General features: G+C 73.8%; 10 protein-coding genes. 8 read left to right on the plus strand and 2 right to left on the minus strand.

Features of this window, described 5'->3' with window-relative positions:
• Positions 1–55 precede the first annotated feature (55 nt).
• A complete protein-coding gene (locus tag ACIO5E_RS07960; protein WP_400664893.1) occupies positions 56–1,093 on the plus strand; it encodes a hypothetical protein in 1,038 nt (345 codons plus the stop codon).
• 62 nt (positions 1,094–1,155) lie between these two features.
• On the opposite strand, the gene ACIO5E_RS07965 is transcribed toward ACIO5E_RS07960, so the two are convergent.
• Entirely contained in the window at positions 1,156–2,580 is a 1,425-nt protein-coding gene (locus ACIO5E_RS07965) for a CCA tRNA nucleotidyltransferase (protein ID WP_400665346.1), read from the minus strand.
• Positions 2,581–2,897: 317 nt separating this feature from the next.
• Between ACIO5E_RS07965 and ACIO5E_RS07970 the strand changes: the two genes are divergently transcribed.
• The 7 genes from ACIO5E_RS07970 to trxA all read left to right on the plus strand — a co-directional run bounded on the left by ACIO5E_RS07970 (position 2,898) and on the right by trxA (position 13,712).
• Positions 2,898–5,465 (plus strand): DUF6049 family protein, encoded by a 2,568-nt coding sequence (locus tag ACIO5E_RS07970; protein WP_400664894.1) that lies wholly within the window; start codon positions 2,898–2,900, stop codon positions 5,463–5,465.
• 524 nt (positions 5,466–5,989) lie between these two features.
• Positions 5,990–8,011, plus strand: a complete 2,022-nt coding sequence (gene murJ, locus ACIO5E_RS07975; RefSeq protein ID WP_400665348.1) for a murein biosynthesis integral membrane protein MurJ — start codon at positions 5,990–5,992, stop codon at positions 8,009–8,011.
• A 307-nt stretch (positions 8,012–8,318) separates the two neighbouring features.
• The gene (locus tag ACIO5E_RS07980; RefSeq protein ID WP_400664895.1) at positions 8,319–10,373 is read left to right on the plus strand and encodes a protein kinase family protein; all 2,055 of its coding nucleotides are present in this window, start codon (positions 8,319–8,321) and stop codon (positions 10,371–10,373) included.
• A 44-nt stretch (positions 10,374–10,417) separates the two neighbouring features.
• A complete protein-coding gene (sigM, locus tag ACIO5E_RS07985) occupies positions 10,418–11,143 on the plus strand; it encodes an RNA polymerase sigma factor SigM (protein WP_400664896.1) in 726 nt (241 codons plus the stop codon).
• Positions 11,140–12,072, plus strand: a complete 933-nt coding sequence (locus ACIO5E_RS07990; RefSeq protein WP_400664897.1) for a hypothetical protein — start codon at positions 11,140–11,142, stop codon at positions 12,070–12,072. The genes sigM and ACIO5E_RS07990 overlap by 4 nt, the downstream gene beginning before the upstream one ends.
• A gap of 194 nt (positions 12,073–12,266) precedes the next feature.
• Positions 12,267–13,232: a thioredoxin-disulfide reductase gene (gene trxB, locus ACIO5E_RS07995; protein WP_400664898.1), complete on the plus strand. Its 966-nt coding sequence runs from the start codon at positions 12,267–12,269 to the stop codon at positions 13,230–13,232.
• A 153-nt stretch (positions 13,233–13,385) separates the two neighbouring features.
• Positions 13,386–13,712 (plus strand): thioredoxin, encoded by a 327-nt coding sequence (gene trxA, locus ACIO5E_RS08000; protein WP_400664899.1) that lies wholly within the window; start codon positions 13,386–13,388, stop codon positions 13,710–13,712.
• Positions 13,713–13,821: 109 nt separating this feature from the next.
• On the opposite strand, the gene ACIO5E_RS08005 is transcribed toward trxA, so the two are convergent.
• Complete coding sequence (locus ACIO5E_RS08005) at positions 13,822–14,439, minus strand: GNAT family N-acetyltransferase (RefSeq protein WP_280674105.1); 618 nt, start codon at positions 14,437–14,439, stop codon at positions 13,822–13,824.
• Between the last annotated feature and the right edge of the window lie 128 nt (positions 14,440–14,567).

Genomic DNA, 14,567 nt, shown 5'->3' on the forward strand with positions numbered 1-14,567 from the left:
CCTCTCCACCACCACCGTTTCCCCGGGGGACCCCTTGTCCGTTCCGCCGCCCCAGATGCCCTACGGCTCTCAGCAGCCCGACGACGGCAACCCGTACGCCGCCGGGAACCCCTACGGCGCACCGACCCCGCCCCCGCCGCCGGGCCCGCCGCCCGGCTACGGCTACCCGACCGCCCCGCCGCCGCCCGACCAGCCGTACGGCTACCCCCCGCAGCCCGCGCCCGGTTACGGCTACGGGTACCCGCCGCCGGCGCCGCAGGACGGGCCCACCTGCCGCTTCTGCGGCGGCTTCCCGGCCGTGGACACCACCGTCCGCGGCCACCAGGGCCTGCTCCTGGCCTACCGGATGCTGCGGATGTCGGGCCCGTTCTGCCGCACCTGCGGGACGGCGACGGTGCGCGACATGTCCGCCCGCACCCTGGTCCAGGGCTGGTGGAGCCCGGTGTCGGTGCTGCTGGCGCCGATCACCCTGCTGCTGAACCTCGTCCCCAACGGCCGGATCAAGCAGCTGCCGCCGCCCGTCCCGGGCAGCCACGGCCCCCAGCTCGACCCCGGCGTCCCGCTGGGCCGGCGGCCGCACGCGCTGATGCTGCTGCTGCCGCTCTCGCTGGTCGTCACGCTCGTGCTGGTCGCCACCGGGGCGCTCGGCCCGAAGCAGGACGACCCGGCCAAGCCGATCGCGATCCCGACGGTGACGGTGCCCCCGGTGTCCACCTTCTCTCCGCCGGCACTGCCGACCTACACGCCGCGGCCGTTCCCCTCGCCGACGTTCACGATGCCGCCGCTGCCCAGCATCACGCTGCCGCCGCCGTCCGACCCGAGCACCGAGGCGAACAGCATCGACCAGGCCAAGTCCGGCGACTGCCTGCGCAACGAGAACGGCACCGGCGCGACCCACGACGCCAACCCGAAGATCACCATGCTGCCCTGCGGCGACTCCCGCGCCCAGTACAAGGTGGTCTTCAAGTACCTCGCCACCTCCGACGAGAAGGTCTGCGAGAAGCAGCCGAAGTCGGACAGCACCTACACCCGCACGTACTCCAACCTGCCGTCCCTCAGCTACGTGCTCTGCCTGCAGAGCCTCCACGGCTGACCTTCCGGCACGCCCGAGGGGTGGTCCCGGCCGACGCCGCGACCACCCCTCGTCAACACCCCTCAGCCCTGCTGCCCGGCCCACCAGGCCCGCAGCGCGGCCACCGCCTCGTCGTGCTCCATCGGGCCGTGCTCCAGCCGGAGTTCGAGCATGTGCTTGTACGCCTTGCCGACCTGCGGGCCGGGCTTGAGGCCGAGCAGCTCCATGATCTGGTTGCCGTCCAGCGCCGGACGGACGGCGTCCAGCTCCTCCTGGGCCCTCAGCTCGGCGATCCGCTGCTCCAGGCCGTCGTAGGTGCGCGACAGCGCCGTCGCCTTCTTGCGGTTGCGGGTGGTGCAGTCGGAGCGGGTGAGCTTGTGCAGGCGCTCCAGCAGCGGCCCGGCATCGGTGACGTAGCGGCGCACCGCGGAGTCGGTCCACTCGCCGCCGCCGTAGCCGTGGAAGCGCAGGTGCAGCTCGACCAGGCGCGAGACGTCCTCGGTGAGCTCCTTGGAGTACTTGAGCTCGCGCATCCGCTTGCGGGTCATCTTGGCGCCGACCACCTCGTGGTGGTGGAAGGAGACCCGGCCGTCCGACTCGAAGCGGCGGGTGCGCGGCTTGCCGATGTCGTGCAGCAGCGCGGCCAGCCGCAGGATGAGGTCCGGGCCGTCCTGCTCCAGGGCGACGGCCTGCTCCAGGACGGTCAGCGAGTGCTCGTAGACGTCCTTGTGCCGGTGGTGCTCGTCGCGCTCCAGCCGCAGCGCGGGCAGCTCGGGCAGCACGTGGTCGGCCAGGCCGGTGTCGACCAGGAGCCGCAGGCCCTTCACCGGGTGCTCGGCCAGCAGCAGCTTGTTCAGCTCGGCCTGGACGCGCTCGGCCGAGACGATGGTGATCCGCTCGGCCATCGCGGTCATCGCGGCGATCACCTCGGGGGCCGGGTCGAAGTCGAGCTGGGCCGCGAAGCGGGCGGCCCGCATCATCCGCAGCGGGTCGTCGGAGAAGGACTCCTCGGGGGTGGCGGGGGTGCGCAGCACCCGGGCCTCCAGGTCGTCCAGGCCGTGGTGCGGGTCGACGAAGCCGCGGCCGGGCAGGTCGACGGCCATCGCGTTGACGGTGAAGTCCCGGCGGACCAGGTCCTGCTCGATGGTGTCGCCGTAGCTGACCTCGGGCTTGCGGGAGGTCCGGTCGTACGCCTCGGAGCGGTAGGTGGTGATCTCGATCAGGAAGGAGCCCTCGGCGGTGTCCTTGCGGGCACCGACCGTGCCGAAGGCGATGCCGACGTCCCAGACCGCGTCCGCCCAGCCCTTGACCAGCTTGAGCACCTGCTGCGGGCGGGCGTCGGTGGTGAAGTCCAGGTCATTGCCGAGCCGGCCGAGCAGCGCGTCCCGCACCGAGCCGCCGACCAGGGCCAGCCGGTGACCGGCCGCCTCGAACCGGCGGGCGATCTCGTCGGCGACCGGCGACACCCGCAGCAGCTCTTGCAGCCCCAGGGTCTGGGCCTCGCTCAGGCCTGGGACGACCTGGACGGCGGTGCTGGAAGGGTCGATGCGCGCGGTGGGCTCATTGGCAGTGGACACGGCTCACAAGAGTACGTGGCCCGGCAGGTCAACCGCCCGCGCGTTTTGGGCGTCTCACCCCAAGGCCCGCAACACTGCATCCCGGGCTGCATCGTTACCATGCCGGTGGACGAGTCTCGGGCACCGGACAGGGGATGCGGTGTCGCGCGCCGCCGTGGCCGGCGGAGTATCCGCGGCACCGGCACGGCGAACAGCGTCAAGCGAACAGCATCAGCAGCGAGCGATCGAGAACGGCGAGGGCGGAACGAGTGAGTGAGCCGGCACGGCACTCGGGCCTGGGGGCGCACCGACAGCCCGAACGGACCGAACGGACCGTCGAGGGGCGCGGCCCGGGACTGCGCGCGAGGCGTGCGGCCCGCCGCCTCGCCGCCGCCTGCGGGGCCGCCATAACCCTGTTCGCGGCGGTCGCCCCCGCCGAGGCGCTGCCGAGCGGGGGCAACGTCCGGCCGGCCGCCGACAGCGGGTCCACGGCCGAGTACCCGGTGACGATGACCATCGACACGGTGGCACCGCAGGTGGCCAGTCCGAACGGCACCGTGACGATCACCGGGCACGTCACCAACACCGGCAAGTCGGCGCTCAAGGGCGCCCACGCGGCCGTCCGCAAGCCGGTGTCGGGCAAGCCGCTGCAGCGGCGCAGCGAGCTGTCCTCGGTGGCCGGCCGCTCCGGCCCGGGCAACTCGGACGGCGTGGAGCTGGACAGCCCGCAGTACGCCCTGCCGGAGCTGGGCCCGGGCCAGAGCCAGCCGTACACCCTGGGCGTCGCGGTGAGCGACCTCGGACTGTCCGAGAGCGGCGTCTACGAGCTCGCGGTGGACGCCTGGGGCTCGACCGCCGACAACCAGCGCGACCGGCCGCTGGGCATCGCCCGGACCTTCCTGCCGTACAACCCGGGCGGCGCCGAGGCGCAACCCACCAAGATCACCCCGCTCTGGCCGCTGGTGCACGCGCCGGTGCTGGTCGCACAGACCACCTCCGAGAACGACCAGACCGTCCCGGTCCTGCGCGACGACAGCCTGACCGCCGAGTTCTCCCCGGGCGGCCGGCTGTACGAGCTGGTGGACACCGGGGCCAAGCTGCCCGGGCTGACCTGGGTGGTCGACCCGGACCTGCTGGACGCCGCGTTCGCGATGACCAAGCAGTACCGGGTGCAGAAGCCGGGCCACGACTCCTCCGGCAAGCCGGCCAAGGACGACAACACCGTCCTCGGCAACGGCCAGGCCGCGGCCACGGCCTGGCTGGACAAGCTGCGGGCCGCCATCGCCAAGCCGGGCGACCAGGTGGTGTCGCTGCCCTACGCCGACCCGGACCTCGCGTCGATCGCGCACAACGGCGCCGACCTGACCGGGATGGGCACCGCCCTGAACAAGGCCGCCACCGCCGGCCGGCTCACCGTCGAGGGGCGGCTGTCCGTCGACACCCGCTCGGACGTGGCCTGGCCGTACCAGGGCTACCTCGACCAGCAGATCGCCGGCGTCGCCCAGCAGGCGGGCAGCAACCTGCTGGTGGTCAACGGCGCGAGCATGCCGGAGTCGGACTCGATCACCTACACCCCGACCGCGGTACGCCCGATCGGCAACGGGCAGAACGCGGTGGTCGCCGACGAGACCGTCTCCGGGTTGTTCCAGACCGACCTCACCACCCCGCAGGCGCAGACCCAGGCGACCCAGCGCTTCCTCGCCGAGACGTACACGATCACCCACGAGCAGCCGCAGAACCAGCGCGGCCTGCTGGTGATGCCGCCGCGCGAGATGACCGTGAGCACCGCCAAGGTGCTGGCGGGCGCCCTGCAGACGGCCTCCGACAAGTGGCTCTCCCCGGTCAAGCTGGACACGCTGGCCCAGGCCTCGCCCGACCCGAAGGCCACCACCGCCGTCCCGGCGGCCACCGACTACCCGGCCCAGGCCCGCGCCTCGGAGCTGTCGGCGGACGACCTGAGCAAGACCGACGGCATCCAGCACGACCTGGACACGCTGATGCGGGTGCTCACCCTGCCGCAGCGGGTGCGCGGCCCCTTCAGCGCCGCGATGGTCCGCTCGCTGTCCACCGAGTGGCGCACCAACGCGTCGGCCGGCAGTAGCTACCGGGACGGCGTCACCGACTACCTGGACGAGCTGACCAAGGCCGTCCGGGTGCCGCCGAAGACGGTGGTCACCCTCTCCGGTGACACCGGTCTGCTCCAGGTCAGCGTCCGCAACGACCTGACCCAGGCCGTCACCAACCTCAAGCTGGTGCTCACCTCGACCCAGCCCAACCGGCTGCGGGTGGGCAAGGACGAGGAACTGGTCATCCCGGCCTCCCAGAGCGTCACCCTCCGGTTCCAGGCCGAGGCGCACAACAACGGGCCGGTCACCATGACCGCCCAGCTCTGGACCACCGGCCCCAACCCGCAGAAGTACGGCGCGGCACAGACCTTCCAGGTCGAGGTCACCTCGGTGACCAACGGCGTGCTGTACGTCTTCGCGGGCGCCGCCCTCCTGCTGCTGCTCGCCGCGCTGCGGTTCGTCCGCCAGCGCAAGCGGCGGGCCGGGCAGCCGCACGCCGACGGAGACCAGCCGGTCGACGGCCCGGCGACGGGCGGCCCGGCCGGGGACAACCCGGCCGGGGGCGGTGCGGCGGACCCGGCGAAGGACGGGGGCACCGACGGGGACGAGCCCGAGGACGGTGCCGGCGAACCCGCCGAGGACGGCCCGGACGACGGCCCCGACAGCGGCTCCGGCGACGGCTCCGACGCCGCCGGTCCGGCGCAGACACCGCGCGGCAGCAGCGCGGATGGGCGGGATCGGACCGCCAGTGATGAGAAGGTTGGTCCTTGATACCGCCGACCCCCGCAACGCCGGGCCGGCCACCCCCACGACAGCGAAGAGGTGACATGACCGGGCGCAGCGAGGAGCGGCCGCCGGGCCGCGGTGAGAACCGGCCGGGCGCCGAGTCGCCGTCCGGCGACTGGTACGTGGCCGACACCTACGCCCAGGACCCGTACGCGGCCGACGCGTACGGGAACCCGCGGGCCGGCCAGGACCCGTACGGCCTGCGGGCCGACCGGCCGGCGACGCCGCAGCCGCCGGCCACCGCGTACGACGTGCCGCCGCAGCTGCCACCGCACGGCGGCGGCTACCCGACACCGGTGCCGCCGGTCCAGTTCCCGTCGCCGGCGCCGTTCCCGTCACCGGTGCCGCCGGTGCAGCCCGGCTGGGACACCCCCGCGCAGGCCGCCTGGCAGGAGGCGCCGGCTCCGGCCGGCGGCGGCCAGTGGGGCGGCCAGGAGCAGCCCCGGCAGCAGTGGGAGCCGGGCCCGGCGCACGCGACCTGGGACAGCGAGACCACCGAGTACGTCGGGGTGGACGCGCTGTTCGGCGGCCACCCGGCGCAGGCCGCGGCCCAGCCGCCGGCGCCCCAGCCCGCCCCGGTGCCGCCGATGACGCCGCCGGGTGCGCCCGTGCCCCCCGCCGCCGGGCCGCCGGTCACCCCCGCGCCGTACCCGCCGCCGGGCGGCTATCCGGGGCAGCAGCCGCCGCACGGCGCTCCGGACGGGTACCGCCCGTACGTGCCCCCGATCGAGTTCGACCCGCCGCTCTCCGAGGAGGAGGCCACCATGCAGGTGGCCGCCGTGGCGGTGCCGCCGGCGGTGGAGCCGCTGGCGGACATCGTCGCCGACGAGCGCGCCGCCCAGCAGGCGCCCGCGCCCGCGGCCGAGCCCGCCCCGGCGCCCGGCGGCGGCAAGGTCGCGAGCCTGCTGAACTCCAGCGCGATCATGGCGGCCGGCACGCTGGTCTCCCGCGGCACCGGCTTCGTCCGGACCATGGTGATCACCGCGGCCATCGGCGTCGCCGTCATGGGCGACTCGTACAACGCCGCGTACACCCTGCCGACCCTGCTGTACATCCTGATCGGCGGCGGCGCGCTGAACGCGGTCTTCGTGCCGCAGCTGGTGCGCAGCATGAAGAACGACGAGGACGGCGGCACCGCGTACGCCAGCCGGCTGCTCACCCTGGTGATGGTCGGGCTCGGCGGCGTGGTGTTCCTCGCGGTGCTCGGGGCACCTCTGCTGGTGCAACTGATCTCGCACCCGATGATGGAGAACCGGGCCCGTGCCGACACCACGGTGGCGCTGGCCCGGTACTGCCTGCCGACCATCTTCTTCATGGGCGTCCACGTGGTGATGGGGCAGATCCTCAACGCCCGCGGCCGGTTCGGCGCGATGATGTGGACCCCGGTCCTCAACAACATCGTGGTGATCTTCACCTTCGGCGCGTACATCTGGGTGTACGGCGGCTACAGCGGCTCCCAGGTGACCCCGGAGACCATCTCGCCCGAGGGCGTCCGGCTGCTCGGCCTCGGCACCCTGCTCGGCCTCGTCGTCCAGTCGCTGGCGATGATCCCGTACCTTCGGTCGGCCGGCTTCCGCTACCGGCCCCGCTTCGACTGGCGCGGCCACGGCCTGGGCAAGGCCGCCCGGCTGGCCAAGTGGACCTTCTTCTTCGTGCTCGCCAACCAGGCCGGCTACCTGGTGATCACCCAGCTGGCCACCGCCGCCGGCAGCGCCGCCGAGAAGCTCGGCCACGAGGGCGTCGGCCTCTCGGCGTTCTCCAACGCCCTGCTGATCTGGCAGCTCCCGCAGGCCGTCATCACCGTCTCGATCATGAGCGCGGTGCTCCCCCGGCTCTCCCGGGCGGCGGCCGACGAGGACGCCGGCGCGGTCCGCGACGACCTCTCGTACGGGCTGCGCACCTCTGCGGTGGCGGTCGTCCCGGGTGCCTTCCTGTTCCTGTCGCTCGGCCCGGCGATCGGCCGCTCGATCTACGCGGTCGGCGGCGGTGACAAGGCCCTGGACAACGCGACCAACGTCGGTCTGATGCTCTCGGCCTTCGCGCTCGGGCTGATCCCGTACTCGGCCCAGTACGTGATGCTGCGCGGCTTCTACGCCTACGAGGACACCCGGACGCCCTTCTCCAACACCGTCTGGGTCGCGGTCTGCCAGGCCGGGTTCTCGCTGGTCTGCTGGTTCGCGCTGCCCGCCCAGTGGGCCGTGATCGGGATGGCCTTCGGCTATGGTCTGGCCTACGCCGTCGGAGTGGCGGTCGCGCTGCCGAAGCTGAAGAAGAAGATCGGCGGGCTGGACAGCAAGCGGATCGCCAAGACCTACAGCCGGCTGGCCACCGCCTGCGTGCCGGCCGCGGTCGTCGGCCTCGGCGTCAGCCTGGCGGTCCAGCAGGTGCTCGGCGGTTGGATGGGCAGCGTGCTCTCCCTCGTCGCGGCCGGCGGCCTCCAACTGGCGGTGTTCGTGTTCATCGCGAAGCGCCTGCGGATCGAGGAGCTCAACGCCATGCTCGGCATGGTTCGCGGCCGGCTGGGCCGCTGATCCACCGCACCAACCGACCGGACGAGCGGGCGCCCTGACCGGGCGTCAACCGGAGCCACCGACTCCTCCGCCCGTCCGGCCGGGTGTCGGGCCGCCGCCCGCGCCCGGATCCGCCCGGGCCGCCAGATGGCGGCCCGGTGTCGGGTCTGCACCACATCTCTCCACCGTCATGCAACCGAGCAGGCCCTTCAGCGGTCGTACTCGGTGGAGAAGAGTGGGCACAATTGTCCTGGAGCACGGGGCCCCCAACCCGCGGGCTCCAGCGACTCTCTCAGGCCGGGGCGACACAAGGGGAGGCAGGACCACGGTGGCTGATGGCACCAAGGCGGTCGTCGACACGTCAGCAGCTGACGCGGCGGCGGACGAGGCCGCACTGGCCGCGGCGATCGACGAGCTCGCGGGCGGGAAGACCGCCCCTGCGGGCGACGCCGGCGCGCCCTCTTCGGACGCCTCCAAAAACGCCTCCACGGACCCCGAGCAGGGCTCCGCCCCGGACACCCCGGTGGCCGACGACGCGGCCGACGACGCGGCCGGCGACGCGGGCCCCGACGCGGCCGCGGAAACGGAGGCCGACACGGGCGCGGAGGCCGACGCGGAGGCCGGAAAGGGCGCCTCCGGCGGCGAGGAGACCTCGGAGATCACCGCTCCGCTCTCGGTCCACGAGATCGCCGCCGAGCTGGCCGCGGGCACCGCCCGGCGCAAGCCCGCCGCCCCGGAGCCCGCGCCGGCCGCCAAGCGCCGCCCCACCGACCCGCAGCCCACCGTCGACCCGCGCGACACCGCCACCCTCCCGCGCACCCTCCCCGCCCCGCTGCGGCACAGCGGCGACAAGATCGGCAACCGGTACCGGCTGGAGGAGTGCATCTCCCAGACCGAGACCTTCAGCAGCTGGCGCGCGGTCGACGAGAAGCTGCGCCGGGCCGTCGGCGTCCACCTGATGGCCTCCGGCCACCAGCGGGCCCGCAAAGTGCTGGCCGCCGCCAAGTCCGCCGCCCTGCTCGGCGACCCGCGCTTCGTCCAGGTCCTGGACGCCGTCCAGGAGGGCGAGCTGGTCTACGTCGTGCGGGAGTGGCTGCCGCACGCCTCCGACCTCGCCAAGCTGCTCGCCGACGGCCCGATGGAGCCGCACGCGGCGTACCAGATGGTCCGCCAGGTCACCGACGCCGTCGCCGCCGCCCACCGGCGCGGCCAGGCCCACCTGCGGCTCACCCCGCGCTGCGTACTGCGCACCGACAGCGGCCAGTACCGGATCAACGGCATCGCGGTGGACGCCGCGCTGCGCGGGCTGCCCGCCGACGATGGTGCCGAGGACTCCCAGCGCGCCGACACCCGTGCGATCGGCGCACTGCTGTTCGCCGCGCTCACCCACCGCTGGCCCTACCCCGAGGACCGCTACGACCTCCAGGGCCTGCCGAAGGACCTCCAGAACGCCGCGCCGGACCAGGTCCGCGCCGGCGTCCACAAGGGCCTGTCGGAGCTCGCCGCGCGGGCCCTGTTCGACCACCCGCCGCATCACGCCGAGCCGATCACCACTCCGGAGGAGCTGGCCCGGGCGATCTCGCTGATGCCCCGCATCCGCCAGCCCGAGCCCGAGCTGCCCGTCTTCCCGACCCCGCCCCGGCACAACACCCACGCCCTGCCCACCGCGCCCATCCCCAACCGGGTGGCCGACCCGGCCGTCGCCCCGCTGCCGGCCTCGTCCCGCCCGACCTCGACCCGGCGCACCCGGCGGCGGCTGCGCCGGGTGGTCAAGGCGACCGCCTGGACGGTCGCCCTGGGCGCGATCGGCATCGCCTCCTGGCAGTTCGTCGACACCCTGCGCAACAACCAGGGCGCCGTCGCGTCCCCGCTGCCCTCGGCGAGCAGCGCCTCGGTGACCCCCCACCCCACCACGCACACCCCGGTGCCGATCCCGATCAAGGAGGCGCTGTCGTACAACCCGCTGGGCGACGGCCCCGACGGCAACGACAGCATCGGGAAGGCCGTCGACGGCGACCCGAACACCAACTGGACCACCCAGTGGTACAACGACCAGCTCGGCCCCAAGCCGCCCGCCCTCAAGTCGGGTACCGGTCTGTTGATCGACCTCGGCTCGCCGCAGGCCATCAGCTCCGTGAACGTCCAGTTCGTCGGAAACCACACGGCGGAGCTCCGGGTGCCCAACGCCGCGGCCGCGGCCGACCCGAAGGGCGCCCCGATCGGCGAGTACACCCTGCTCGGCAAGAAGAGCGGCACCGCGACCGACTTCACCCTGGACAGCCCGGTCACCACGCGTTACGTCATGATCTGGCTGACCAGCCTGTCGAAGGATTCCGACGGCAGGTTCCGTGGCCACGTCGCCGAGGTCAAGGTCTCCGGCTGAGCGGAGGCCCGCACACACCGGGACGGCGGAGAGGGGGGGCAAGGGTGACGACGGCGGACGACGACGCGGCGTTGCTCGCCCGGCACGTCGCCGGCGACCCGGACGCCTTCGGCCTCCTGGTGAACCGCCACCGCGACCGGCTCTGGGCGGTCGCCCTGCGCACCCTCGGCGACCGCGAGGAGGCCGCCGACGCCCTCCAGGACGCCCTGGTCTCCGCCTTCCGCGCCGCCCCCGGCTTCCAGGGCCGCTCGGCGGTCACCACCTGGCTGCACCGGATCGTGGTCAACGCCTGTCTGGACCGCGCCCGGCGCAGCGCCACCCGCCGCACCACCCCGCTCGACGAGGACCCGCGGCGCCTGGACGCCCTGGTCGGCGCCGCCGAGCCGGCCGACTCCCCGGTGGTCCGGGCCGAGGTCCAGCGCGAGCTGACCGCGGCGCTCGCCGAACTGCCCGCCGAACAGCGGGCCGCGCTGGTCCTGGTCGACATGCAGGGCTACCCGGTCGCCGAGGCGGCCGAGCTGCTGGGCGTCCCGGTGGGCACCGTGAAGAGCCGCTGCGCCCGGGGCCGGGCCCGACTGCTCCCGCTGGTCCGCCACCTGCGCGAGAACGGCGGCGGGGCGGATGTTTCACGTGAAACACCGGACGGCCCCGGCCCGGCCCTGCCGTCACGGCGGAGCGCACCGGGGAACCCCACGGACACCCGCACCGTCACAGGGACAGGCCCGAACACCGGTCGGACGGTTCTGGAAGGAGACGCGAGCACGCGATGACGGCCCACTTCTCCTCCCCCGGCACCCCCGGCCCCGCAGGGGCCCACCCCTCCGTCGACGAGCTCGCCGACCTCGCCGAGGGGCTGATCGCGTCCGCCGGTGCCGCCGACGCGCTGCGGCGGCACCTGGACGGCTGCGCCGAGTGCCGCGAGACCACCGACACGCTCGGCGAGGTCCAGGCGCTGCTCGGCGCCGTCGAGACCCCGCCGATGCCCGCCGACGTCGCCGCCCGGTTGGACGCCGCCCTGGCCGCGGCCGCCACCGCCCCCGAGGCGGTGCAGGCCACCCAGGACACCCCCGCCGCGGGCTCCCGGGCCACCACCCCGGCCCCGCCCTCGCGGGCCGTCACGGCGCCCACCGCGCCCCCTGCCCGGCCCGCCGCACCCACCGGCCCGGGCCGCCCGCGCCCCCGGCGGCGGCGCGTCGCCCTGCTGCTCGGCGCGGCCACCGCCCTGGCCGCGATCGCCCTCGGCGGGGCCCTGCTGCTGCGCCCGGCCGACCAGGGCGACCGGCATCCGGCCGCGGCCGCCGGCGCGCCCACCGAGACCGGTGCCGCGCACAGCGCCCGCGCCGACCAGGCCGCGGGCGCCGGCCCCGTCTTCCGGGACGACGACCAGCTGGCCGACCAGATCCGGCAGCTGCTGGCCCACGCGGGGACCACCCCCGGGCTGCGCCCGACCGGGCCCGCCAAGCCCTCCGCCGCGCCGCCCGCCGAGGGACGCCAGGAGCTCACCACCCAGGCCTCCCCGCCGGCCTGCCAGGCCCCCGCCGAGGGCACCCCGCTGGCCACCGACCACGGCAGCTACGCGGGCGCCCCGGTCGAGGTGCTGGTCTACCCGGCGCCCGGCCGACCCGGGTTCGCGGACGTCTACCTGCGCTCCCCCGACTGCGGGCCGGTCGTGCTGCACCGCACCGTCCCCACCCGTTGACCGCCCGATCCCGTCCGACCGGCCCCCGTTCCCATGCGATCGACGACCAGGGCGCCACGCCGCTCCCGCAGTGCGGGCAGCTGGTACTGATCCGCCTGGGAATGCGAGACACTGGTCAGTCGTTGTCCCGGGCGGCGGAGCAGGACCGCCCTCCCCGCACCTAGCGCGGGTCGCGATGCGAACCAGGAGATGCAGTGAGCGACGTCCGTAACGTGATCATCATCGGTTCCGGCCCGGCCGGCTACACGGCCGCGCTCTACACGGCTCGGGCCTCCCTGAAGCCGCTGGTCTTCGAGGGGGCCGTCACCGCCGGTGGCGCCCTGATGAACACCACCGAGGTCGAGAACTTCCCGGGCTTCCGGGACGGCATCATGGGACCCGAGCTGATGGACAACATGCGGGCCCAGGCCGAGCGCTTCGGCGCCGAGCTGATCCCGGACGACATCGTCGCGGTCGACCTCACCGGTGACGTCAAGACCGTCACCGACTCCGAGGGCAACGTGCACAAGGCGCGTGCCGTGATCGTCACCACCGGCTCCCAGCACCGCAAGCTGGGCCTGCCGAACGAGGACAAGCTGTCCGGTCGCGGTGTCTCCTGGTGCGCCACCTGCGACGGCTTCTTCTTCCGCGACCAGGACATCGCGGTGGTCGGCGGCGGCGACACCGCGCTGGAGGAGGCGACCTTCCTCTCCCGCTTCGCCCGCAGCGTCACGATCATCCACCGCCGGGACAGCCTGCGCGCCTCCAAGGCGATGCAGGAGCGCGCCTTCGCCGACGAGAAGATCCGCTTCGAGTGGGACAGCGCGGTCGAGGCCATCCACGGCGACCCGAAGCTGAGCGGCGTCACCCTGCGCGACACCACCACCGGTGAGACCCGCGAGCTGGACGTCACCGGCCTCTTCATCGCGATCGGCCACGACCCGCGCACCGAGCTGTTCAAGGGCCAGCTGGACCTCGACGGCGAGGGCTACCTCAAGGTCGAGGCGCCCTCGACCCGGACCAACATCCCGGGCGTGTTCGGCGCCGGCGACGTCGTGGACCACACCTACCGCCAGGCCATCACGGCCGCCGGCACCGGCTGCTCCGCCGCGCTGGACGCCGAGCGCTACCTCGCCGCGCTGGACGACCTGGAGGCCAAGGCCGCCGCCGTGGCGGTCTGACCTCCGCGCCCCTCGCGCCACCGACCGATCCCCCGCGGGGGTGTGGCACCTGTTTCACGTGAAACACCCCCGCCCCGGCCAGGCCGAAACAGAACGGGCCCGCCCGTTGTTGACCTGGCAGCAGCCCTCTCCGTCCGAACCCGAGGAGTACCCGTGGCCGGCGCCACCACCACCGTCACCGACGCGACGTTCCAGGCCGACGTCCTGGACAGCGACAAGCCCGTGCTGGTCGACTTCTGGGCCACCTGGTGCGGCCCGTGCCGTCAGGTCGCCCCGATCCTGGACGAGATCGCGGCCGAGAACGGCGACAAGCTGACCATCGCCAAGCTGGACGTGGACGCCAACCAGGCGACCGCCGCCCAGTACGGCGTCATCTCGATCCCGACCCTCATCCTCTACAAGGGCGGCGAGCCGGTGAAGTCCATCACCGGTGCCCGTCCGAAGGCCGCGCTGCTGCGCGAGCTGGACGGCTACATCTAGGTCGACAGGTCGTCGACCGAACGGCGGCGGGGCTCCCCACACCAGGGAGCCCCGCCGCCGTCGTTTCCACGGCCGCCGTCGTTTCAACGGCCGCCGTCGTTTCAACGCCCTAGAACGGCCGCAGCGCAGGCTCCTTGCGCCCCCCACCGAGCAGCCGCTCCAGCGCCACCTCGACATCGCCCCGCCAGGAGAGCGTGGTCCTCGCCTCCAGCCGCAGCCGCGGGTAGCGGTGGTGCGGCCGGACGGTCTTGAAGCCGACCGCGAGCAGATGGTCGGCCGGCAGCACGCAGCCGACCGGCTCCGGCCCCGCCGAACCGAACGCCTCGATCGCCCGCACCCCGCGCCCGAGCAGGTCCTTGGCCACGGTCTGCACCAGCACCCGGCCGAGCCCCTGCCGCTGGTAGCCCGGCAGCACCCGGCTGACCATCAGCTGCACGGCGTCCGGCGAGACCGGACTGGTCGGGAAGGACTGCGACCGGGGCACGTAGGCGGGCGGCGCGTACAGCACGAAGCCGGCCGGCTGGTCGTCCACGTAGACGATCCGACCGCAGGAGCCCCACTCCAGCAGCACCGCGGAGATCCACCCCTCCTTCTCCAGCTCCGGCTTCCCGGACTCCACCGCCGCCCTCCCGCTGACCGGATCCAGCTCCCAGAACACACAGGAGCGGCAGGTCGTCGGCAGGTCGGCGAGGTTGTCCAGGGTCAGCGGAGCGATCCGGCGTCCCATGCCCCGCACCTCCTCCTCGTCACGGTCGAGCATGCCCCCACAGACGCCGATGGGTGCATGTTTCACGTGAAACAGCGCTCACGAAACAGCGCTCACGTGGAACATGCACCCATCGGGTACCGTCCCCG

This window comes from Kitasatospora sp. NPDC087314 (assembly GCF_044744365.1).
Lineage (GTDB): Bacteria > Actinomycetota > Actinomycetes > Streptomycetales > Streptomycetaceae > Kitasatospora.

Bases quoted from the DNA above. Each gene is read 5' to 3' on its own strand.
- ACIO5E_RS07960 (WP_400664893.1), top strand. From the start codon at position 56: ATGCCCTACGGCTCTCAGCAGCCCGACGACGGCAACCCGTACGCCGCC.
- ACIO5E_RS07990 (WP_400664897.1), top strand. From the start codon at position 11,140: ATGACGGCCCACTTCTCCTCCCCCGGCACCCCCGGCCCCGCAGGGGCC.
- ACIO5E_RS08005 (WP_280674105.1), bottom strand. From the start codon at position 14,439: ATGGGACGCCGGATCGCTCCGCTGACCCTGGACAACCTCGCCGACCTG.